General features: G+C 73.6%; 18 protein-coding genes and 2 tRNA genes. 7 read left to right on the top strand and 13 right to left on the bottom strand.

Annotated features, from left to right (window positions below):
- Nucleotides 1-4: 4 nt before the first annotated feature.
- The 4 genes from ABZ479_RS33185 to ABZ479_RS33170 all read right to left on the bottom strand — a co-directional run bounded on the left by ABZ479_RS33185 (nt 5) and on the right by ABZ479_RS33170 (nt 4,879).
- Nucleotides 5-505 (bottom strand): universal stress protein, encoded by a 501-nt coding sequence (locus ABZ479_RS33185; protein ID WP_499599492.1) that lies wholly within the window; start codon nt 503-505, stop codon nt 5-7.
- Nucleotides 505-1,761, bottom strand: a complete 1,257-nt coding sequence (locus ABZ479_RS33180) for an SLC13 family permease (protein ID WP_500465031.1) — start codon at nt 1,759-1,761, stop codon at nt 505-507. Before ABZ479_RS33180 ends, ABZ479_RS33185 begins: the two co-directional genes overlap by 1 nt.
- Before the next feature lie 128 nt (nt 1,762-1,889).
- Nucleotides 1,890-3,935: a TerD family protein gene (locus tag ABZ479_RS33175; RefSeq protein ID WP_500465011.1), complete on the bottom strand. Its 2,046-nt coding sequence runs from the start codon at nt 3,933-3,935 to the stop codon at nt 1,890-1,892.
- A gap of 221 nt (nt 3,936-4,156) precedes the next feature.
- On the bottom strand, nt 4,157-4,879 hold the full coding sequence (locus ABZ479_RS33170; protein ID WP_500465010.1) for a Clp protease N-terminal domain-containing protein: 723 nt from the start codon (nt 4,877-4,879) through the stop codon (nt 4,157-4,159).
- Nucleotides 4,880-4,980: 101 nt separating this feature from the next.
- On the opposite strand from ABZ479_RS33170, the gene ABZ479_RS33165 reads away from it, so the two are divergent.
- The 3 genes from ABZ479_RS33165 to ABZ479_RS33155 all read left to right on the top strand — a co-directional run bounded on the left by ABZ479_RS33165 (nt 4,981) and on the right by ABZ479_RS33155 (nt 6,566).
- On the top strand, nt 4,981-6,372 hold the full coding sequence (locus ABZ479_RS33165) for a hypothetical protein (protein WP_500465009.1): 1,392 nt from the start codon (nt 4,981-4,983) through the stop codon (nt 6,370-6,372).
- A gap of 35 nt (nt 6,373-6,407) precedes the next feature.
- A tRNA-Lys gene (locus ABZ479_RS33160) sits at nt 6,408-6,479 on the top strand.
- 13 nt (nt 6,480-6,492) lie between these two features.
- Nucleotides 6,493-6,566: transfer RNA gene (locus tag ABZ479_RS33155), tRNA-Pro, on the top strand.
- A gap of 26 nt (nt 6,567-6,592) precedes the next feature.
- On the opposite strand, the gene ABZ479_RS33150 is transcribed toward ABZ479_RS33155, so the two are convergent.
- On the bottom strand, nt 6,593-7,549 hold the full coding sequence (locus ABZ479_RS33150) for an NADP-dependent oxidoreductase (protein WP_500465008.1): 957 nt from the start codon (nt 7,547-7,549) through the stop codon (nt 6,593-6,595).
- Nucleotides 7,550-7,618: 69 nt separating this feature from the next.
- Between ABZ479_RS33150 and ABZ479_RS33145 the strand changes: the two genes are divergently transcribed.
- A complete protein-coding gene (locus ABZ479_RS33145; protein ID WP_500465007.1) occupies nt 7,619-8,566 on the top strand; it encodes a GlxA family transcriptional regulator in 948 nt (315 codons plus the stop codon).
- A gap of 36 nt (nt 8,567-8,602) precedes the next feature.
- Here ABZ479_RS33145 and ABZ479_RS33140 read toward each other — a convergent pair whose 3' ends face one another.
- From ABZ479_RS33140 to ABZ479_RS33120, 5 genes are all read right to left on the bottom strand, one after another.
- Nucleotides 8,603-9,403, bottom strand: a complete 801-nt coding sequence (locus tag ABZ479_RS33140) for a maleylpyruvate isomerase family mycothiol-dependent enzyme (RefSeq protein WP_500465006.1) — start codon at nt 9,401-9,403, stop codon at nt 8,603-8,605.
- Nucleotides 9,404-9,578: 175 nt separating this feature from the next.
- Entirely contained in the window at nt 9,579-10,040 is a 462-nt protein-coding gene (locus tag ABZ479_RS33135; protein ID WP_499599484.1) for a transglycosylase SLT domain-containing protein, read from the bottom strand.
- Nucleotides 10,041-10,419: 379 nt separating this feature from the next.
- Nucleotides 10,420-11,193: a putative protein N(5)-glutamine methyltransferase gene (locus tag ABZ479_RS33130; protein ID WP_500465005.1), complete on the bottom strand. Its 774-nt coding sequence runs from the start codon at nt 11,191-11,193 to the stop codon at nt 10,420-10,422.
- Nucleotides 11,194-11,536: 343 nt separating this feature from the next.
- Nucleotides 11,537-12,379, bottom strand: coding sequence for a hypothetical protein (locus tag ABZ479_RS33125; protein WP_500465004.1), 843 nt, complete (start codon nt 12,377-12,379; stop codon nt 11,537-11,539).
- On the bottom strand, nt 12,376-13,182 hold the full coding sequence (locus ABZ479_RS33120; RefSeq protein ID WP_500465003.1) for a MerR family transcriptional regulator: 807 nt from the start codon (nt 13,180-13,182) through the stop codon (nt 12,376-12,378). The genes ABZ479_RS33125 and ABZ479_RS33120 overlap by 4 nt, the downstream gene beginning before the upstream one ends.
- A 363-nt stretch (nt 13,183-13,545) precedes the next feature.
- Between ABZ479_RS33120 and ABZ479_RS33115 the strand changes: the two genes are divergently transcribed.
- Complete coding sequence (locus tag ABZ479_RS33115) at nt 13,546-14,025, top strand: hypothetical protein (RefSeq protein WP_500465001.1); 480 nt, start codon at nt 13,546-13,548, stop codon at nt 14,023-14,025.
- 257 nt (nt 14,026-14,282) lie between these two features.
- Entirely contained in the window at nt 14,283-16,853 is a 2,571-nt protein-coding gene (locus tag ABZ479_RS33110; RefSeq protein WP_500465000.1) for a hypothetical protein, read from the top strand.
- A gap of 197 nt (nt 16,854-17,050) precedes the next feature.
- Here the strand turns inward: ABZ479_RS33110 and ppk2 are convergent, their stop codons facing one another.
- The 3 genes from ppk2 to ABZ479_RS33095 all read right to left on the bottom strand — a co-directional run bounded on the left by ppk2 (nt 17,051) and on the right by ABZ479_RS33095 (nt 20,193).
- Nucleotides 17,051-17,947 carry a polyphosphate kinase 2 gene (ppk2, locus tag ABZ479_RS33105; RefSeq protein ID WP_500464999.1) on the bottom strand — a complete coding sequence of 299 codons (897 nt, stop codon included), beginning with the start codon at nt 17,945-17,947 and terminating at the stop codon, nt 17,051-17,053.
- 136 nt (nt 17,948-18,083) lie between these two features.
- A complete protein-coding gene (locus tag ABZ479_RS33100) occupies nt 18,084-19,613 on the bottom strand; it encodes a PstS family phosphate ABC transporter substrate-binding protein (protein WP_500464998.1) in 1,530 nt (509 codons plus the stop codon).
- A 115-nt stretch (nt 19,614-19,728) separates the two neighbouring features.
- Nucleotides 19,729-20,193, bottom strand: coding sequence for a DUF4442 domain-containing protein (locus tag ABZ479_RS33095; protein WP_500464997.1), 465 nt, complete (start codon nt 20,191-20,193; stop codon nt 19,729-19,731).
- 256 nt (nt 20,194-20,449) lie between these two features.
- Here ABZ479_RS33095 and ABZ479_RS33090 point away from each other — a divergent pair, with 256 nt between their 5' ends.
- Nucleotides 20,450-21,181 carry a DUF4142 domain-containing protein gene (locus ABZ479_RS33090; RefSeq protein WP_499599471.1) on the top strand — a complete coding sequence of 244 codons (732 nt, stop codon included), beginning with the start codon at nt 20,450-20,452 and terminating at the stop codon, nt 21,179-21,181.
- Nucleotides 21,182-21,184 lie beyond the last annotated feature (3 nt).

The following is a 21,184-nucleotide window of genomic DNA, read 5'->3' as shown; positions in this document are numbered from 1 at the left end:
GGCCTCAGTGGGGCGGGTGCGGGGGCGGCGGCGGGAGCGTGGCCACGTCCGGCGCGGCCGCGGGCCACACCAGCAGGACCGGGCACGGCGCGTGGTCGACGACGAAGCGCGCCGCCGGGCCCAGGCTCCGCGGCCCGAGCCGCGCGAGGTCGCCGTCGCGGGCCATCACCAGCAGGTCGGTCCCGGCCGCCGCGGCGACCACCTCCCGCTCCACCCGCCCCGACCGCTCCTCCCGGCGGCACGGCCGGTCAAGCCGCCGGGCGGCGGCGTCCAGCAGCCGCCCCGCGGAGTCCGCGCCGAGGCCCTCCAGGCGGGTGCCCGGATCGTTCTCCGGGTGCCCGCGGCCCAGCAGCCCGGCGTAGGCGGCGTGCGCGAGACCGGGGACGTCGGGGCCGCTGACGTGCAGCAGCACGACGTCGGCGGCCTCCGGCGCGTGGACGCGGACGGCGTCGACGCAGGCGGGCCAGGTCCCTTCGGCGATCCAGGCGGTCACGATCACGGACATCACCCTCCGAGGACGTGCAGCGAACCCCACAGTGCCACCACCGCCAGGCCCAGCGCCGCAGGCACGGTGAGCAGGCCGAGGACGGTGAACTCCTTGAGGTCCACGTCGTGTTCGTGCTGGTGCACGATACGCCGCCACAGCAGGGTCGCCAGGGAGCCGGCGTAGGTCAGGTTGGGGCCGATGTTCACCCCGAGCAGGACGGCGAGGACGGCGCCGGGCCCGGCGGGTGCGGTCAGCGGCAGCAGCACCAGCACGGCGGGCAGGTTGTTGATCAGGTTGGCCAGGACGGCGGCGAGCGCCGCGACGCCCAGCAGGGCGACCAGTCCGGTGCCCCCGGGCACGATCCGGCCCAGCGCGTCGGCGAGCCCGTTGTCGACCACCGCCCGGACCACCACGCCCAGCGCCAGCACGAACGCCAGGAACGGCACCCCGGCCGCCCCCGCCACGGCGCGCACCGTCATCCGCCGCCGTGCCACCGCCCGTACGGCCAGCACCAGCGCCCCGGCCGCGGCCGCCCACGCGGGATCGACCCCGAGCGCCGGGGTGACGACGAAGCCCGCGAGCGTGCAGACCACCGTGACCAGCGCGAACACCGGGAGCGGCGGTGTCCCGGCACCGTCCGGGACGGGGACGGCGGCCGCCAGGTCGCCGCGGAACCAGCGGCGGAAGACGAGGTACTCCACCGCGATGGCCACCAGCCAGGGCAGCAGCATCAGCGCCGCGAAGCGGGTGAAGCCCAGCCCGCTGGCCGTGAACGCCAGCAGGTTCGTCAGGTTGGAGACCGGCAGCAGCAGCGAGGCGGTGTTGGACAGGTGCGTGCAGGCGTAGACGTGCGGCTTGGGCCGCACCCCCAGGCGGGCGGCGGTCGCGAACACCACCGGGGTGAGCAGCACCACCGTCGCGTCGAGGCTGAGCACCGCCGTCACCACCGAGGCGAGTGCGAACACCGCCCCGAGCAGCCGCCGCGGCCGCCCCGCGGCCACCCGGGCCATCCACGCCCCGCCGGCCCGGAACAGCCCCTCCTCGTCGCAGAGCCGCGCCAGCACCAGCACCGCCGCCAGGAACCCGATCACCGGCCCCAGCCGCGCCGCTTCCTCCCGCGCGTGCTCCAGCGGGATCGCCCCGCTCCCCACGGCGACCGCCGCCGCCGGCACGGCGACCACCGCCTCCGGAAGCCCGAACGGCCGGATCACGGCCCCGGCGAGCACGAGGAGCAGCAGCGCGACGGACAGCGCCTCCGCGATCGTGGTGTTCAGGGTTCCGTTCCTCCCGAGTGGGACCGTGGCCCCTCATGGAACCACGCCCCACCCGCCACGACCCCACCACGCCACCACGCCGCCCGCCGATCCGCCCCCTGCCCGGTACGACGGCCCGGGGCGGCTGATCAGACCGTCGCGGTGGCCCGGCCGCCGCGGCGTTCCAGATGGGTGACGACCCCGGAGTAGAAGCGGTTCACGGCGTCGTCGACGCTGCGGATGAAGCCGGACTCCGCAGTACCCCGGGTGCTCCCCATGCCCTTGAGGAGCGAGAGCCTGAAGCCGGTGATCGTCGCGCCCTCCTTCGGCAACAGGTCGGCAGGCTCGGGGCGCAGCCGTTCCAGCGTCCCGCGCGGCCCGCCGGCCTGACCCTCGACCAGCGTCTCGATGTGCAGGTCGGCGGGGGCCTCGGACAACTGGCGCACGACCCGCTTGACCAAGGCCAGTGGGTACCCCTGCTCCGGAGCCGGGACGTCGATGGAGGTACGGAGCCTGCCGGTACGCAGATCAGCAGTGAGCCCCAGCACGCCGGGGGCCCCGTCGACGCGCAGGCCGGCGTTCAGACGCCCGTGCTCGCACAGCTCGTCGGCCAGTTGCGCGCGGTACGCGCCGGGGTCGGCGCCGCGGCGGCGGCCGGGCTGCACCGGGAGCACCTTCGTCCCCAGTTCACCGCCCAGCCGCAGGCACACCTGCCGGATCAGCCGCTCCCAGCTCTCCACGACCTCGACGGCACGTGGATCGCCCTGGCAGATGGTCTCGTCGTCGATGCCGTTGCGCACCGGCACCCAGGCCGCGCCCATGTTCTGGAATCCGTGGCAACCGGAGTTCTCGTGCTGGAGGTAGTGCAGCAGTTCCTGGAGGAGCCACATGTGCGCGGCGTTTCCCAGGCCCTCGTGGCGGATGAGCATCTGGGCCTGCTGCGTCACCTCCGCCCAGGAGAGGTGCCAGAGGGCGACCTTGTGCTTGCGCCGTCCGTCGGTCTTGACCGTGACGAGCGGGCTTCCCTCGAGGGCCACGTCGTTGGACAGGGTGATGACGGCCTCGTACGCCCTGCGGGCCGCGATGTCCATGTAGGCCTGGACCTGCTCGGACTTCAGCTGGTTGCCGTTGGTCTTCGTCTCCACCAGGGCGGTCCACAGCTTGCCGGCGCGCTCGACACGGATCACGCCGTCCGGCCGCTTCGGTGTGTCCCCGTGCGGCAGGGAGACTTCGGCGAACGTCTCCATGCGTCCGGCGGGCGCCCCGAAAGCGGCGGTGAGCCTGCGGCCGAACTCCGGCACCTGCGCCATCACGGACAGCAGGACCGAGGTCGCGCGCGTCTCGCGTTCCCGGTCGCTCTTGAGCGACGACGCCGGGAAGAGCCGGGCCTGGCGCCATGTGTCGTTCTCGGCCAGCGACTTCCTGGCCGTCCTGGGCAGCGTGACCTTCTTCTTCGCGGTCCGGGGGCGCCGGGGCGTGCCAGGGGTGGCCGGTTCACGAGGCCCGGCCTGTGCGGGCACGGTCGGCGCGGACACGGTGGTCGCGGGTGGGGCCTCGACGGCCGCGGGCGCGGCAGGGGACGCCGTGCTCCCTACCGCACGGGGCTCCGTCGCGATCGCGGTCTCGGTCCCGGTCTCAGGGGCGTCGTCGGCGTCGTCCACGTCGATGCCGAAGTCCGTGGCCAGTCCGGCGAGGCCGGTCTCGTACCCCTGCCCGATGGCGCGGAACTTCCACTCCTCACCGCGCCGGTAGAGCTCGCCGAACAGGAACGCGGTCTCCACGTCGGCATCGTTGATCTGGAACCCGAGCAACGGCTCCCCGCCCCGGTCCGCAAGCTCCAGCCGCAGGTCGTCCAGGTCACCGAAGCGCGCGTGGGCGTCGCGGCTCGCGGCCACGACGATCCGTTCCACCGTCGCCGGGATCGCGGTCAGGTCGATGCTGATCCGGTCCTCGTTGCCGGCTGCGGTCGGCGTCTTCCCCAGGAGCTGCACACTGCCGTCCCGGGCGGCCACGTTGTTGTAGAAGAAGAAGTCCTCGTCGCTGCGGACCTTTCCGTTGGCGTCCAGGAGCAGCACGGAGACGTCGGCGTCCCCCTCACCCGTCGTACTGCTCCACGCCAGGCTCACGACCACGGAGCCGGTGTCCTCACTGAGCGCCGCCAGACCCACGTTGGCGCCCTTGACCATCTCGTGCATGAACCCCCCTGTCGCACGGCCGGGTCCGACGTGCGGTGGCGGCGCGACACCCTCTGTCATGTGACGCCGGACACATCCGTCCGGCCGAAGTGAACCCTAGCGGGCAAACCCCCCCTTTCGACATCGCATGACAGGAACTCCTGCGCCCGGCACGTGCCACACCCCGGGCCGCTCCGGAGGACACCACGGCCCGAGGCGTCGTGGCGATCCGCCGCCGGGGGCTACTTCGGCTCGGGCGTGCCGCCCGTGATCTCGGTGAGGGCCGCGGCGATGTGGCGTTCGGTGGTGGGCTTGTCGAGGCCGAGGGAGGTCAGCGGGCCGTCGCCCGCCTCCAGTTCGAGGAGGGCGAGCAGGAGGTGCTCGGTGCCGATGTAGTTGTGGCCCAGGCGGAGGGCCTCGCGGAAGGTGAGTTCGAGGACCTTGCGGGAGGCGAGGTCGTACGGGACGAGTTCGGGGACCTCGTCCACGGCCGCGGGGAGGGCCGCGGTGAGGGCGGTGCGGACGGCGTCGAGGCCGACGCCCTGGGCCGTCATGGCGAGGGCGGCGAGGGCCTGGGGTTCGCTGAGCAGCCCGAGGGCGAGGTGCTCGGGCCGGACCTCGGGGTTGCGGGCCGTCCTGGCCTCGGCGTGGGCGGCCATGACGACCTTGCGGGCGCGCGGGGTGAAACGCGAGAAGCCCTGCGAGGGGTCGAGGTCGGGGGCGCCGAGGTCCTTGGGGACGAAGCGCTTCTGGGCGGCCTGCTTGGTCACGCCCATGCTCTTGCCGATGTCGGTCCAGGAGGCGCCGGACCGCCGGGCCTGGTCGACGAAGTGCCCGATGAGGTGGTCGGCGACCTCGCCCAGGTGCTCGGCGGCGATGACGGCGTCCGAGAGCTGGTCGAGGGCGTGGGGGTGGGCCTGCTTGATGGCTTCGATCAGGTCGTCGAGCCGGATCTGCTGCGTCATGCGTCAACGATAGGTTGACGCTCACCCATCGTCAACCCGAAGTTGACGATGGCCCCGATTAACCGGTGGTGCCCCGCCGCCGGGTGCGCCAGCCTGGGCGCATGTCGCAGAACACCTCGGTCCTGCGGGAGTTGCACGCGTCCCTCGACCGGCGCAAGCGCCCCGAGGACATCGCCCACCTCGCCCTCCGGCTGCTGCTCGACGGCGACGGCCGACGTCCCGCCCGCCGTACCCGGCTGACGCTGGAGAGGGCGGCGAGCGGGTCCCTGCGCACGCTGTGGCACGGCTACACCTCGATGCTGGAGGATTTCGCGCGGCCCGTCGGGGCGCAGCGCCAGCTGGCCCGCGCCGCCGAGCTGTTCCCGGGGCTGCCGGAGGCGGCCGGGTCGGCCGGGTCGGCCGGGGACGATCCGGCGCAGGTGGAGGCGGCGGTCCGGGCGGCCGGTGAGCGGATCGCCAAGAGGTTCGGGGCGAGCGACTTCCTGAGCGACCGCCTCGACCGCGCCGGGCGCGCCGACGCCGGGCTCGGCGAGATGTCGAAGCGGCAGTACAACAAGCGGTTCCGGCTGCTGCGCCGCATGGAGGCCAAGCTGGCGCGCATCCTGGTGGAGCAGCGCAAGCGGGAGGTGACGCTGATCGGCAAGAGCGGTCTCGCCTCGCGGCTGTCGTACGAGGAGTTCGCGGCCGACACCCCGACCGCCGCCTTCGTGGCCTACCTCACCGCCCGCGCCAACCTGCGCAGCGAGTTCACGGTGTCAGGCCAGCAACGCCCTTACGACGAGGTGGCGGACGCCCTGTTCGGGGAGCTGCGACAGCGGCCGGACCGCACCAACTGGTACGCCGTCGCGCACGTCCACCCCACCGCCGAGGTGCTCGGCCACCTCGACGACGGGCAGCGGGGACGGCTGCTCGGGATCTGGTACCGCTTCCTGCTGGACGTGGCCGAACTCCTGGAAGCCGCATGGCGGCGGCAGCCCCTGGACCGGACGACGATGATCGTGCGCCGCGGCGACGACTCGACCACCTGGAACCAGGCCGCCCGGGCCTGGACCAAGGCCCGGGCCCACTGGTTCGCGCTGCTGCGGGCCCTGGCCGCCGAGGAGATCGCCGACCGGTACTGCCCCGGCAAGGTCCTGCTCCTCGTCGCCGCGGACGTGGCCGCCTGGCACCGGGAGACCGGCGGGGGGCTGCACCCTGACACCGGCGTGTGGGCCGAACTGCCGCTGCCCTGGCAGGTGCTGCGCGGTGCGGCGGAGTGCCCGCGCTCGCTGGTGGAGGAGGTGTGCCGGCGGCACGGCGTCGATCCCGTCGCGAGTGGCTGGACCGAACCGCTGCCGGCGGCGGGCCCGGTGCCCTTCCGGCCCACTCCGGAGCTCGTGCACGGGGTGGAGGTCGGTGACCCGGTGCTGGCCGGAGTGCTGCGCTCGGCGGGCTTCTTCTCGGGCCGCCCGCTCCGCCCGGCGGCGGCGGAGCTCGACGCCGAAATACGTTGACGCCCCGCTGCCGCCGCGGTCAGGATCGGGGCACCGACGGGGAAGCTCAGTGGTGGAGCGGCCGGCTCTTCACCGGTTGGACGCAGGTTCGAGCCCTGCCCCCGTCGCCGGCCCGTACGGGCACCGGGAAGCTCAGTGGTGGAGCTCCCGGCTCGGGACCGGGTGGACGCAGGTTCGAGCCCTGCCCCGGTGCCCGTACGGCTCGACGGCCGCGTCGGCGTCAGCGCACGGTGAGGACCAGCTTCCCGGTGGTACGTCCGGTCTCCAGCGCGGCGTGCGCCTTCGCGGCCTCGGACAGGGGGAAGGTCTGTGCGACCGTGACGCGCAGCGCGCCCTCCTCGACCAGGCGGGCGACCGCGGTCATGCCGGCGTGGTCGGCCTCGACGAGCATGCCCGTGGCGCGCACCCCCCGGCGCTCGGCCTCCGCGCGCAGCTCGGCGACGCCGACCGGGAGGAGCGTCACGAGCAGCCCGCCCTCGCGCAGGGTGCGCAGGGCGCGGACGGACTCGGCGCCGCCGAGCGGGTCGAGGACGACGTCCACGTCGCGGACGGCCTCGGTGTAGTCGGTCGCGCGGTAGTCGACCACCTCGTCCGCGCCGAGGCCGCGCAGGAACTCGTGCTTGGCGGCGCTGGCGGTGCCGATGACGTACGCGCCGCGGGACTTGGCGATCTGGACCGCGACGTGGCCGACGCCGCCCGCGGCCGCGGGGATCAGCACGCGCTGCCCGGGGCGGAGCCCGGCGACGTCGACCAGGGCCTGCCAGGCGGTGAGCGCGACCAGCGGGACCGCGGCGGCCTCCACATGGCTCATCGCGGACGGCTTCCGCGCGAAGGCGCGGGCGGGCCCGGTGACGAACTCGGCGTGGGAGCCGGCCCCGTACGGGTAGGGGAGCATGCCGAAGACCTCGTCGCCGGGCTGGAAGAGGGCCACCCCCAGCCCGGTCTCCTCCACGACGCCGGAGACGTCCCAGCCGAGGACGAACGGCGGGTTGCCGAGGAAGAGCCCGCTCTGCCGGTGCTTGGTGTCGGTCGGGTTGAGCCCGGCGGCGTGGACGCGGACGAGCACCTGCCCGATGCCGGCGGTGGGGCGCGCCGACTCCGCCTCGCGCAGCACCTCCGGGCCGCCGAGGACGTCCTGGGTGATCGCGCGCATGGTGTGAGGGGTCGTGTCGTTCATGCCCCCAGCCTGCGGTCCGGCGCCCGCCGGGAAAATGGCCTGATTGCCATCATCCGATAAGATCGTGCCATGCATCGTGTGGTCGTCCTCGCCCTCGACGGCGTCTATCCCTTCGAGCTGGGCATCCCCAACCGCGTCTTCGGCTCCGCCCGGGGTCGCTACGAGGTGCTGACCTGCACCGTCGACGGACGCCCCGTGCGCACGGACGCCGACTTCTCGGTCGCCGTCGAGAACGGTCCCGAGGTGCTGGCCACCGCCGACACCGTCGTGATCCCGCCGTACGACCAGGCGCGGATCGCCGCCGAACTCCCCGCCCCGGTCGCCGCCGCGCTCGCGGCGATCCGGCCGGGCACCCGGATCGTCTCCATCTGCACGGCCGCCTTCGCGCTCGCCGCCGCGGGCCTCCTCGACGGACGCCCCGCCACCACCCACTGGGCGCTGGCCGACCGCTTCCGGCAGATGTTCCCCGCCGTGGCACTCGACGCGGACGTGCTGTTCGTGGACGACGGCGACGTCCTCACCTCGGCCGGGGCCGCCTCCGGCGTGGACGTCTGCCTGCACCTGGTGCGCGCGGACCACGGCAGCGCGGTCGCCAACTTCGTGGCCCGCTGCTGCGTCGTACCGCCCTGGCGGGACGGCGGCCAGGCGCAGTACATCGAGCAGCCGGTGCCGCAGGCCGCGGACGCCGGCACGGCGGCGACGCGGCAGTGGGCCCTGGAGCACCTCGACCTGCCGCTCACCCTGAACGACCTCGCGGACCACGCGCGGATGAGCCTGCGGACCTTCGCCCGGCGCTTCCGGGACGAGGTCGGCACGAGCCCGGGGAAGTGGCTGATCCAGCAGCGCGTCGCCCGGGCCCGGCACCTGCTGGAATCCAGCGACCTCCCGGTGGACCGCATCGCGGGCGAGGTGGGCTTCGCCACCGCGACCTCGCTGCGGCAGCACCTCCACGCCGCCATCGGCGTCTCCCCGCTGGCCTACCGGCGCACCTTCCGGGCCACCGCCGCCGTCCGCTGAGGCGCCCGGGGCCGGGCCGGAAACCCGGCGGGTGACTTACGGCGCGCTGAAGAGGGCGGGGAAGCGGGGGGCCAGCCAGGGACGGCGTCCCCAGGCGGCGATCCTGCCGCGGGCCATGGCGGCGGTGGCGCCCCGGCGGCCGAGCGCGATCAGGAAGAAGGTGACCGGCTCGGTGGTGATGGTGCAGTCCGGACGGCGCGGCGGCTCGTCCGTGACGTCGGCGGCACCGTCGGTGAAGGTCACGGCGAAGCGGGTGATCCCGGGGACGCGCAGCACGTAGCAGGCGGAGAAGCCGGACGCCGCCCGCGGGTCCACGACGCGCGGCATGGCCGCCCTGAGGAAGGGCATGCACCGGGCGACCCGCTCGCGGTCCACCATGTGGGGCCGGCGCAGGGCGACCGCGATGTCGTAGCCGTGCCCGAGCAGGTGGGTGAGCAGGTACGAGCCGAGCGTGGCCAGGTCCATGGGGCCGAGCGGGGTGAGCACCGGCAGGCCGGGCGGCCGGGTCGCGGCCGCGTCGGTGAACGCGCGGGTGTGCCGCACGATGCCGTCCGCCAGGATCCGGCCGTCGCGCTCGGGGAAGGCGGCCAGGGACGCGGCGTTCGCCGCGGCGAGGCCGCCGGGGGTGCCGTCGCCGTACGACTGCTCGCGGCCCTCGGCCAGCGCGGCCATGAGTTCGCCCGCGAGCACCAGGTGCGCCGCGGCCTCGCCGACCGTCCACTCGGCGCCGGGTATCGGCGCCGAGGTGTCCGGGCACGCGCGGAGCAGGGCGGCTATGTCCTCGGCGGCGGCGTGCAGGGCCTCGGCCTCGGCCGCGCGGTCAGGGGCGACGGTCATGGTCGGACAGCGTGGACCAGCGCCGTTCGCCTGTCCAGGCCCGGGGAGGAAACCGGCCGGGCGGGAAAGCAGGCGCGCCGGAAAAGGCGGTGGAAAGACGGGACGGGAAAAGGGGGACGCCCCCGGCGGCCGTGGCTGCCGGGGGCGTCCCCAGGAAAAGCTTTTGCGTGCGCGATCAGTACGCCGAGTTGACGTTGTCGATCGTGCCGTAGACGTGGGCCGCGTAGTTGCAGGCGGCGGTGATGTTGGCGACCGGGTCGTAGATGTTCCACGAGGTACCGGCGACGTGGTAGGCCTTGAAGGTCGGGTCGATCACCTGCATCAGACCCTTGGAGGGAATTCCCTTGGCCGCGTTCGAGTCCCAGCCGTTGATGGCGTTCGGGTTGCCCGAGGACTCACGCATCAGGTTCTTGTAGATCCCGTTGTAAGTGCCCGGGATGCCGTTGGCGCGCATCACCTTAAGGGACTCGTTGATCCACGTGTTGACGGAGCCCGACTGCGCCATGGGGGCGGCGGAGGCGGTGGGGGCCATGGCCACGCCACCGGCGACGACGGCGACGCTCGCGGCAGCGCAGCCGAGGGAGATCTTCTTGGCCTTGGCGACGCGGTTGAGCTTCGACATAGCGGAGATCTGCATTCGAGTAATTCCTCTTCCGTGGGGTACGCCATGAATTGTTGGCCGACATAAATCCCGAGGTCAATGCACCCCTGTTACTAACGGGATTAGTTGTGGGACCAGGGACGAAAGTCCCGCCGCTCAGGCGCGGGAAGGGGATTCCGGGGGACGGGCTACTAAGGGACCCCGAAAGTGACGCATGCCATATCGGCTACGTCACATGCAGACCCGGACAAATCGCCCATCGAGTGACGCAGGCCATGTGGCCTGCGTCACTCGATACGGCGTGGCTTGACGCGGAGGAACGACGGATTGACGCACGGCGATGCATTCCGGCCCGCCGGATCACCCACCGGCGGGCCGCGGAGGGCGCAGGGCGGCCGCCCCGAGCCGGGCCGGGCTACGCCACCGGGGCCGAGGCGATCACGACCGTCGCGTACAGCTCCTCCGACACGGCCACCCGCGCCTCCAGCCCGGCCCGGGCGACCGCGGCGACGGCGGCCGGGGCCTGCTCCTCACCGGTCTCGAAGAGGAGCCTGCCGCCCGGCGCGAGCCACGCGGGTGCCGCGGCGGCGACCCTGCGGAGGACGTCGAGGCCGTCCGCCCCGCCGTCGAGGGCGACCAGGGGCTCGTGGTCCCTGGCCTCAGGCGGAAGGAGGGAGACGGCCCCGCTGGGGACGTACGGCACGTTCGCGACCAGCACGTCGACGCGGCCGCGCAGCTCCGCGGGGAGGGCGTCGTAGAGGTCGCCCTCGTGGACGTGGACGTCACCGGCCGCGGCCGCGAGGTTCCGGCGGGCACAGGCCACCGCCACCGGGTCGATGTCGGCCGCGTGCAGCACGGGCCGGTCGAGCACGGACGCCAGGAAGGCGCCCACCGCACCGGAGCCGCAGCACAGGTCGACCACGACGGCACCGGGCCGGCCCAGGGCGCGCCCGAGCGCGGCGGCCTCCTGGGCGAGGAACTCCGTACGCCGGCGCGGGACGAAGACCCCGGGGCCGACCGTGATGCGCAGACCGCAGAACTCGGCCCAGCCCACGACATGTTCGAGCGGCAGCCCGGCCACCCGGCGCTCCACCATGGCGGCCAGCTCCCCGGGCGTCCGGGCGGCGGAGGCCAGCAGCCGGGCCTCGTCCTCCGCGAACACGCAGCCGGCGGCGCGGAGCACGGACACGACCGGGGCGAGCGAGGGCGCGGCGCCGGAACCGGAGGGGGCCGGAACGGAAGCCGGAACGGGAGCAGCCGGGCCCGGGAGAGCGGGACCCGAGGGGGCAGAAAGGGGGGCGGCCGGCCCGGGCGCAGAAGCTCCGGAAGAGGAGGACGGGCCCGAGGGAGAGGGTCTGGAGGAGGGTCCGGATGGTGCGGGCGAAGCGGAGGACATGGGGGCCTTTCGGGGCGCCGCGGGGCGCTCTCGACGGCCTAGGTCGTCCGGACCGCAGGGCCGCCGGAGGAGAGCACCCAACCTGACATGGCGGTAATGGGTCTCACCTCCTCGGTACGTCCACTGCTGGGGACGGCTACGTTACCCGAGCCCCCGGTACCGCGCCCACCCCCAGGGCCGCGACGGCCGCGCGTGGGTCGTCGGCGTGGAAGCGCAGGACGCGGGCCCGCACGGGCGCCCCGAGGGGACGCAGGAACGTGACGGGCTCGGTCAGTTCGACGGTCACCGTGGTCTGGCCCCCGACGACCAGGTCGACCGTGCCGTCCCCGGCGACCGACACGAGCCGCCCGTCGGGGAAGCGCCGGTCGACGCGGGCCGCGGCGATCCCCCCGGCGGGCACGCGGACGTCGACGAGGGCGCCGTAGCGCAGCCGCAGCGAGCCGTCCGCCCCGACGACGTGCGGGCGCACCACACAGGCCGCGTGCATGGCCAGTACGAAGAAGCAGCCCCAGACGTCGAGGACGAGGGTGACGGCGTGCACCGCGGGCCAGGGGATGACGAGGGCCAGCACCACCGTCTCGACGACGGAGACGAAGAGGAAGCCGTACATCGTCGCCGTCTGCGCCCCGGTGTACGGGACGGCCACGGCGCCCGCACCCACCCCGTGCGGCCGGCGCGCGATCCAGCGCACCAGGCTCACCGAGAGGCTGAGTTCGTGGCGCATCAGCCGCCGCGCGGGCGCCGGGACGGTGTCCCGCAGGGCGGTCCAGGCCGCGGAGCGGCGGGTCAGGCCCCGCCGCCGCGCGTCCCGGTGGGCCCGCACCACGCGCGGCAGCCGCCACAGCAGCACGGCGGTCGTGCACGCCTCGGCGCCCCAGAGCACCGGCTCCGGCACCGGCACGCCCGCCACCAGGCACGCGACGAGCACGGCTTCGGCCAGCACCAGGGCGCCCAGCGCCCACGCCCCCCGGCGGCTCACCGGGCACGCTCCCGCATCAGCAGGATCGCCTGACGCACGGCCTCCGCCTGGGCGGGGGCGTGGTCCTCGAAGAAGGCCGCCATGAAGCCGCCCTCCGCGCCGCCCGCCGCCGCGAGGTCCTCGCCGGAGACGTCGATCGAGGCGGCGACCTCGTCCGGGACGGAGTCGGCGATCGCCCGGGCCGCCTCGGCGACCCGGGGGTCGTCCACGGCCGCCCCGGCCAGTTCGTCCATCAGCGCGTACACCGCGTAGGCGCGGCGCATCGCCCCGGGGTCGGCGGCCATGGACTGCAGCAGACCGCTGAGCCAACTGCGGGCCTCGGGGGTGCCCGTCGTGTCCAGCAGCGCGAGCAGTTCGCGCTCCCGCACGGCCATCGCGGGCTCGGGGCCCGGGAGTTCGGCGGAGGTCCGGGCCATCTCGGCGAAGAGGGTCGCCAGTTCCGGGGACACCGGAGCCTCGGCGGGCAGTCCGCCGCCGGCCTCGGCCTGTGCGAGGAGTTCGGCGAGGCGGGCCCGGCGCGAGCGGATGGCCTCCTCCTGCCGGGCGAGGTCCGCGTCGAGCTCCGCCAGCACCTCGTGCAGGTCCTTGCCGGCGTCGTCGGCGAGCACGTCCCTGACCTCGTCCAGGCCGAGGCCGAGTTCCGTCAGGCGCCGGATGCGGGTGAGCTCGACGGCGGCGCGCAGACCGTAGTCGCGGTAGCCGTTGACCCGGCGCGCGGGCTCGGGCAGCAGCCCGATGCGGTGGTAATGCCGCACCGTGCGGGTGGTGACCCCGGCGAGGGCGGCGAGTTCTCCGATGCGCATGAGCCCAGTAGAGACCTTGACGCTGCGACAAGGTCAAGGACCGGCGGGCATGGGCCGGGCACACACATGGAATATGGGCGATACCTCCCCCGGATCGGGGCGTCGCCGCCGAGCCGCCAGCGGCGCACACGGTCGCACCGGCCCCCCGGCCGGAGGCCGGCGGCGGCCGGAACGCGGCAGCAAGCCCTCGCCGCCCCTCGAACCGGTCCCGGCCCGGGCCGGGCGTGATCGAGGTCCCGTACCGCGGGTAGGTACGCCCTGGCGGGTGCCGCCGCCCGCGCAACGACGACCGCGGACGGCACCGGCGGCACCCCAGGGACCCATTTGCGTCTGTGACACGTCAAAGCGGAAAGGAGGCCATCCATGCGACCTACAACAGCCGCGGCCGTCGCGGCGACCGCACTCCTGCTGACCGGCTGCGGCGCGCAGTCCGGCGGCCCAGCGGGGGGCAGCCCCAGCGGCTCCCCGAGCGGCACCGGCAGCGCCGGCACGGGGACCGGGACCGGTACGGCAGGGGCCTGCGCGGCCGAGGCCGCGCTCACCGCCGCGGACACCGGCCGCACCGTCTGTATCACCGCCGGCGGCACGGTCCGCGTCACCCTCGACGGCACGCCCGACCGCCCCTGGTCCCGCGTCACCGGCGAGGGCGCCGCCCTCGTCCCCACCAACGCGGGCATCGGCGCCCCCCGCGGCGACACCATCGCCGCCTACCGCGCCGCCGCCCCCGGCACGGCACGGCTCACCGCCACCCAGCCGCTGTGCGCCTCACCCACCGCCCCGGACCAGGTGGCCTGCCTGGGACTGCGGGAATGGACGGTCACCGTGCGGATCGCGAACGGCTGAACACAACCCCCTCGCGGAAAGGTTGTACGCCACCGGGCATCGAATCGGGCACGGTATCCCCATCGCCGGGCGAAGCGGCGGTAATGGATCAGCGCGGGCCGTCAATGTGGTGGCCCGCTGTCACTGGCATGACGTAGCGTTCCGCCTTGACGCCGACGTAGGTGCGCCGGCCCCACCACGGGCGTCCGCGCCCCACGGCGCACCCCAATCTCGCCGGAGGACCTCCGGCCACCCACGCCTGCCTGGGGGGAACCAGCTTGCGCACCCGCCACCTCGCGGGCGGGACGGCTCTGTCCGTCCTGCTCGCCACCGCATCACTGCTCGGGGTCACGGCAACGCCGGCCGCGGCCGACAGCGCCGCCGCCCTGCCGGCGAACTCCTTCGACGACATGGTCGTGGACGGCGTCCACCAGCGTGTCTTCATCAGCAGCCCCGACGACAGCGAGGTCGTCGTCACCGACTACGCCGGTGGTGTTCTCAAGGAGATCGTCTCGGAGGCCGGCGCCGCCGGGCTCGTGCTGTCCGCGGACTCCTCCACGTTGTACGTTGCCCTGCCCGAGGCGGACGCAATCGCCGCGATCGACACGGCCACCCTCTCCGAGATCGCCCGCTACCCCGTCGGGGTGGGCACCCACCCGAGGACCCTGGCCCGGACCGGGGAGAAGATCTGGTTCGGTTACGGCGACGCCGCCGCCGGCAACCTCGGCTCGCTGGACCTCGCACCCACGCACGCTTCCCCGCCGGCCGAACCGGTCGTCACCCTCGGGCTGGACGGCAGCTGGTACTACGCCCCCCTCCTCGCCACCACTCCCGACGCCCCGGACGTGCTCGTCGCCGGGGAACCGGGCATCAGCCCGGCCACGCTGCGCTCGTACAACGTGTCCTCCGGCACCCCGCGGGAGCAAGCGGAGCGACGGCTCGACGCCAGCAACCTCGGAGACCTCGCGCTCACCCCGGACGGCACGCAGGTGATCACCGCCAGCGGCGCCCCGTACGAGCAGGAGGTGTTCCACACCTCCGACCTCGGCGACGTCGGCCACTACACGACGGCTCCCTACCCCAACTCGGTGGCCGTGGCCCCCGACGGCACCGTCGCCGCGGGCATCGTCGGCTACTACTCCCCGGACCTCTACCTCTTCAAGCCGGGCGCAGGCAAGCAGCTGCGCGACTACGACCTCACCGGCGGCGAGCTTGCCGACTCCGGGCTGGCCTGGGCCCCTGACGGCAGCCGCCTCTTCGCCGTGACCGTCAACGGCCGGCAGCCCACGCTGCGCGTCCTGGAGGACCCGGCCAAGGCCGCCTCCACGCTCACCGTCAACGCCCCCACGACGGCGCTGCCCGGCGCCCAGGTCACGGTCACCGGCACCCTCGGCTCGACCGAACCCCTCGCGGCCGGCACCGAGGTCACCGTCACCCGCACCGACCCCACCGACGCGGAAGGCACCTCCCTCGGCACGGCGACCGTCGCCGAGGACGGCACCTTCCAGATCAACGACACCCCGGCCGCCCAGGGCAACAACACCTACACGGTCACCTACGCCGGCGACACCACCCACGCCGCCGCCACGGCCAAGGACACCGTCAACGTCGCCCGGGCCGCCACCACCCTCACCGTCAACGCCCCCACGACGGCGCTGCCCGGCGCCCAGGTCACGGTCACCGGCACCCTCGGCTCGACCGAACCCTTCGCGGCCGGCGCCGAGGTCACCGTCACCCGTACCGACAGCCGGAACACGACCGGCACTCCGCTGGCCTCCGCGACCGTCGCCGAGGACGGCACCTTCCAGATCAAGGACACCCCGGCCGCCCAGGGCAACAACACCTACACGGTCACCTACGCCGGCGACACCACCCACGCCGCCGCCACGGCCAAGGACACCGTCAACGTCGCCCGGGCCGCCAGCACCCTCACCGTCAACGCCCCCACGACGGCCAAGCGCGCCACGAAGATCACGGTCACCGGCAGGCTCACGGCCTCCGCGCCCTTCCCCGCCGGTACCAAGGTCACGGTCACCCGGACCGACCTCACCAGCCCCAAGGGCAAGTCGCTCGGCACCAAGTCGGTCGCGTCCAACGGCACGTTCACCTTCACGGACACCCCGACCACGGGTGGCACCGTCACCTACACCGCCGCCTACGCGGGCGACGCCACGCACACCGCGGCCACCGGCAAGGACAGCGTCTCGGTCTCCCGCGTGGCCACCTCGGTCAGCATCAAGACCAACCACTCGACCTACTCGTACGGCTCGACGGCCACCGTCACCGCCCACCTCGGCAAGACCGGCAAGAGCCGCGTGGTGTCGATCTACGCCAAGACGGCGGACGGTACGAAGAAGCTGGTGAAGACCGGCACCGTCAACCGCTCCGGCGACTTCAAGGTGACCTACAAGCTCAGCCGGAACACGACCTTCTGGGCTTCGTTCGGCGGTGACTTCTACTCGGCGCCGAAGTCCGTGTCCCGCTCGGTCGGCACCCAGGTCAAGGTCTCCACGTCCGTCTCCCGGCACTACAAGACGGGCAAGATCGGCTCGACCACGTACTACTGGTTCCACAAGAACACCGACCCGGTGTTCACCACGACCATGAGCTACTACAAGAACCGCAAGCAGCGGTTCGAGCTGCAGGTCTACTACCAGGGCAAGTGGTACTCGAGCGGCAGCCAGTACTTCAAGCTCGCCACCAACGGCAGGTCGGCCGTGCAGCTCGGCGCGCCCGGTGAGTCCGGCATCCGGGCCCGCATGCGGTCCTCGTACGTCAAGGGCTCCTCGGGCGACTCCGTGAACACCACGACCTACGGCCCCTGGAAGTACATGTACTTCACCAAGTGACGCCGTCCGGCGCCGCACGCGGGCGAGGCCGCCCCGGGAACCTCCGGGGCGGCCTCGCCCGCGTCACGGGCCCGGGCGCGGGACGCACGGGGCGTACGGGGTGTACGGGGCGGGAGCCGCCACCAGAGAACGAGCCGTCCGGGCCGGGAACGGGCAGTGGACGGATCGCCCACCCCCGTCCACCCCCAGGGGAACGCTCAGGCCTCGCCGGCCTCGAGCAGGTTCGCCGCGGCGCCGACGATCCGCGGGTCGGGCACCCCCACGACCTCCTCGTCCTTGTCGCCGTAGTCGAAGCGGCCCAGCACGGCGCGCATCGCCTCCACGCGGGCCCGCTTCTTGTCGTTGCTCTTCACCACCGTCCAGGGCGCCTGCTCGGTGTCGGTCTCCCGGAACATCGTGACCTTGGCCTCGGTGTAGTCGTCCCACCGGTCGAGGGAGGCCAGGTCCATCGGGCTGAGCTTCCACTGCCGCACCGGGTCGACCTGGCGGATGGTGAAGCGGGTGCGCTGCTCGTCGCGCGAGACGGAGAACCAGAACTTCACCAGGTCGATGCCGTCGTCCACGAGCATCCGCTCGAACGCGGGCGCCTGCCGCATGAACCGCTGGTACTCGTGCTCCGTGCAGAAGCCCATGACCCGCTCGACGCCGGCCCGGTTGTACCAGGACCGGTCGAAGAGCACGATCTCCCCCGCGGTCGGCAGGTGCTCCACGTACCGCTGGAAGTACCACTGCCCGCGCTCACGCTCGGTGGGCTTCTCCAGCGCCACCACCCGCGCCCCGCGCGGGTTCAGGTGCTCGGTGAAGCGCTTGATCGTCCCGCCCTTGCCGGCCGCGTCGCGCCCCTCGAAGACGATCACCAGCCGCCGGCCGGTCTCCTTGACCCAGCCCTGCAGCTTCAGCAGCTCTATCTGCTGGAGCCGCTTGTGCCACTCGTACTCCTTGCGCTCCATGCGGAAGTCGTACGGGTAGTTCTCGCGCCACGTCTCGACCGGACTGCCGTCCGGGCGGATCAGCACGGGGTCGTCCTGGTCGGTGTAGTCGACCTGCATCCCGGCGAGCAGATCCAGGTCCGCGGGGTGCGGGAGCGTCGTCATGTCGCCTCTCACCTCCGGGTCCGCGCGAACGCGCGTACGTCTGTCCCCACGGTAACGCCGCCCCCCGCCACCCCGCCCCACGCCCGGGCGAACCCCACGTGACGCCCCCCGGTACATCCGGCGTGCCCCCGGGGCCTCAGGGGTGGCAGCGGGGGAGGCCTTCGGGGCTGTAGCAGGGGAGGTGGCCGTGGGACCGGACGACGTCCTGGCCGGCGCCGCGGATCATGTAGTTGAGGAAGCTCGCGGCGAGCGATCCGGTGGCGGGGCGGTCGTAGGTGTAGGCGTACTCGATCTCCGTGAAGGGGTAGCTGCTGTCGCCGATGGCGGCCGGGGTCGGGGTGCGGCCGTTGATGGCCAGGGGGTGCAGGCCGCGGGAGCCGGTGGCGGCGCGCAGTTCGCCGTAGCCGATGGCGCCGGGGAGGCGGGCGACGGTCGCCAGGACCTGGTCGGTGCTGTCCAGTTCGCAGCGGACGACCTTGTCCTCGGGGGAGTTGCGGGTGCGGCAGTCGCGTGAGGTGAACGCGGGCTCGCCGCGGCCGCCGAGGAGGTGGCGGCGGAACAGGTCGCGGGTGCCGGAGTCGGCGTTGCGGCTGACGAGGAGGACGGGCAGGTCGGGGCCGCCCAGCTGGCTCCAGTTGACGACGGAGCCGTTGTATATGCGCCGTATCTGGCTGACGGTCAGGTCCCTGACGGGGACGTCGTCGTTGACGACCAGCGCGAAGGCGGAGACGGCGACGCGGTTCTCCTCCAGGCGGGGGTTGCCCTCCGGCTTGGGGCCGTCGGAGAGGGCGAGGACGCCCGGGGCCCGGGAGTCGGCCAGTTCGCGGACGCCCTCGTTGCTGCCGTGCGCGTCGACCGTGATCCGCGCGTCGGGGCAGTCCTCGGCGTAGCGGCGGGCGAGCTCGCGCATCACCGGGGCGAAGGCCGTGGAGCCGGTGACGGTGAGCCGTCCGGTGGCGCAGCCGATGGGCGGCGGCGGGTCCTCGCGGACGACGATGATGGCGGCCAGGACCGTCACGCAGAGGGTGAGCAGGATCGTCAGCCACCGGGCGGCCCGGCTGAACAGCGGCGGTTTGGAATCGACCGGCATGGCCTTGTTGGGCACCACCACGCCGTCGCGGATGCCGCCGGTGACCCGGACGCCGCCGCCGACGTGGCCGCCGGTGAGGAGCACGAGCAGCTTGAAGTGCTGGCCCCGGTTGAGGGGGACCCGGGGCAGGTGGATCACGTTGCCCTGGTGGCGTACGCCGCCGGTGTCCCCGGCGGGGGCGAAGTGGTCCATCAGCAGACCGGAGTCGGCCTCGGTGACGGCGACGCCGCGTACCGTGCGGCCCGCGAAGACGACGGTGAGCGCGCGGTCGTGGTCCCGGTTGGTGTAGTCGGTGTCGGTGATGGCCTCGCCGCCGTCGTTCTCGACGCGGATCAGGACCAGCGTGGCGTCCGACATGTCGGGGAGGTCGTTGAAGAGCCCGAGCCGTACGTTGGGGGCGCCGCCCCCGCCGTCCGGGTCGTCGCTGCCGATGGGGGTGTCCATCTGGACGCGGTAACCGATGCGCCGGCGGCGCGGGACGCGGCGTTCGTACCAGACCACCCCGACGGAGACGACCAGACCCAGCAGCGCGGTCAGCACCGCCACCACGTTGTCGGCGCTCAGCCAGTCGCCCACCTCTCGCCCCGCTCCCCGGTGATCTCTCCTGCAGTGCGGTCACCGTACGGCGCCGCCGGCGCGCCGGAGGCGCCTTCCCTGTCCCGCCGTCAGATGTTCGCCGGGCGTTTCCCGGTCAGGCGCGGCGGATCCGGCGGACGCTCCAGTCGAAGCCGCCGCGGCACACCACGGCGCCGCTCGCGTCCCTGATCTCCGCGGCCGTCCCCAGCCGCGCCCGGTCGCCGTCCCCGGACAGCACGGCCCGCAGCGCGCGCCGCGCGGACCCGTCCAGTGCGCACGAGGCGACCAGCCGGCCGCGTGCCGGGGCGAGGAACTCGACGGTGGCCGCGGCACCTAGCGGCACCACGCCGTCGAACTCCGCGGGGGCCTCGACCGCGGCGATCACCGCGGCCAGCCCCGCCGCGTCGAGGAGCGCGATCAGCCCGCTGGAGTGCAGGCTGCCGATCACGTTGGTCAGCCCGTACGGGGTGTCCAGCGCCACCTCGGCGGCGCAGTCCCCGGCCCGCAGCACCTGGATCCCGGCGGTCCGGTGCGCCGGGACCGGCTCCAGGAGGGAACGCGCCAGCTCGGTGGCATCCATGCGCCCAGGCTCGCGCCCCCGGCCGACGCCCGCGTTACGGGGAACCGTCGCCCCGCCCAAGACCGGGGGGAGACACGCCCCGCGCCCCGGCACAGGAGGGGAACGCCCCCACCCGGCCCGTTCCGTTGCACAGGCGAAAGTTTGCACCGTACCAACAAGCACCGCCCGCGCTCAGGGAAATCGCGCAGGAGTACCGTCACGCCGCGTCGGGCCCTACGGTCCGGAAGCGCGTACGAATCCCGACCCTGGAGGCGCGATGAAGGCCAACCGGTTCACGGCGGGGACCGCCCTGGTCGCCGGAGCGCTGGTGTGCACGATCGCGGCGCTCGTGTACCCGGCGATGTCCGGTGCGAACGTCGCGGCGTCCTCCCCCGAGGCGCAGGCGGTGACCACCCCGTACGGCCCGCTGACCCCCCTCGACCGGGAGTTCGTCGTCAAGGTGCGGCTCGCCGGGCTGTGGGAGTTCCCCGCCGGGCAGATGGCGGAGCAGAAGGGCACGACGCAGGCGGTCAAGACCGCCGGACGGCACCTCATCGACGGGCACACAGCGCTGGACAGCGCCGACCGCACGGTGGCCGCCCAGCTCGGCATCCCGCTGCCCAACCAGCCCACCCCGCAGCAGATGGGCTTCCTCGGCACCCTGTCCTCCGCCTCCGGGGGCGACTTCGACAGCAAGCTCGCCAACATCCTGCGGCTGACCCACGGCCAGATCTTCAACACGATCGCCAAGGTCCGCTCCACCACCATGAACAGCCTCGTGCGGCAGCTGGCCGACCAGGCCAACGACACCGTGCTGGACCACATCACGGTCATGGAGCGGACCGGGCTGGTGGACTTCCCGACGATCGTCGCGCAGACCACCGCCAGCCCCACCACCGACCCCAAGGACCTGGTCGCGCCGACGCCCGTCCCCGGCGAGCCGACCCTCGTGGTCAACCCCTCGGCCGCGCCGCCGGCCACGGCCTCGGCGGCGCCGACCATCGGGTGACGG

It is taken from the genome of Streptomyces sp. NPDC005722 (assembly GCF_040630935.1).
Classification (GTDB): domain Bacteria; phylum Actinomycetota; class Actinomycetes; order Streptomycetales; family Streptomycetaceae; genus Actinacidiphila.
The sequence above is the reverse complement of the archived record's forward strand: the minus strand, read 5'-3'. Positions and strand labels throughout refer to the sequence as shown.

What these genes read in the sequence shown, in the direction of transcription:
- ABZ479_RS33175 (WP_500465011.1), bottom strand. Translation starts at nt 3,935, where the DNA reads ATGCACGAGATGGTCAAGGGCGCCAACGTGGGTCTGGCGGCGCTCAGT.
- ABZ479_RS33140 (WP_500465006.1), bottom strand. Translation starts at nt 9,403, where the DNA reads ATGACCGTCGCCCCTGACCGCGCGGCCGAGGCCGAGGCCCTGCACGCC.
- ABZ479_RS33165 (WP_500465009.1), top strand. Translation starts at nt 4,981, where the DNA reads ATGTCGCAGAACACCTCGGTCCTGCGGGAGTTGCACGCGTCCCTCGAC.
- ABZ479_RS33135 (WP_499599484.1), bottom strand. Translation starts at nt 10,040, where the DNA reads ATGCAGATCTCCGCTATGTCGAAGCTCAACCGCGTCGCCAAGGCCAAG.
- ABZ479_RS33095 (WP_500464997.1), bottom strand. Translation starts at nt 20,193, where the DNA reads ATGGATGCCACCGAGCTGGCGCGTTCCCTCCTGGAGCCGGTCCCGGCG.
- ABZ479_RS33170 (WP_500465010.1), bottom strand. Translation starts at nt 4,879, where the DNA reads ATGACGCAGCAGATCCGGCTCGACGACCTGATCGAAGCCATCAAGCAG.
- ABZ479_RS33185 (WP_499599492.1), bottom strand. Translation starts at nt 505, where the DNA reads ATGTCCGTGATCGTGACCGCCTGGATCGCCGAAGGGACCTGGCCCGCC.
- ABZ479_RS33150 (WP_500465008.1), bottom strand. Translation starts at nt 7,549, where the DNA reads ATGAACGACACGACCCCTCACACCATGCGCGCGATCACCCAGGACGTC.
- ABZ479_RS33120 (WP_500465003.1), bottom strand. Translation starts at nt 13,182, where the DNA reads ATGCGCATCGGAGAACTCGCCGCCCTCGCCGGGGTCACCACCCGCACG.
- ABZ479_RS33115 (WP_500465001.1), top strand. Translation starts at nt 13,546, where the DNA reads ATGCGACCTACAACAGCCGCGGCCGTCGCGGCGACCGCACTCCTGCTG.
- ABZ479_RS33090 (WP_499599471.1), top strand. Translation starts at nt 20,450, where the DNA reads ATGAAGGCCAACCGGTTCACGGCGGGGACCGCCCTGGTCGCCGGAGCG.
- ppk2 (WP_500464999.1), bottom strand. Translation starts at nt 17,947, where the DNA reads ATGACGACGCTCCCGCACCCCGCGGACCTGGATCTGCTCGCCGGGATG.
- ABZ479_RS33145 (WP_500465007.1), top strand. Translation starts at nt 7,619, where the DNA reads ATGCATCGTGTGGTCGTCCTCGCCCTCGACGGCGTCTATCCCTTCGAG.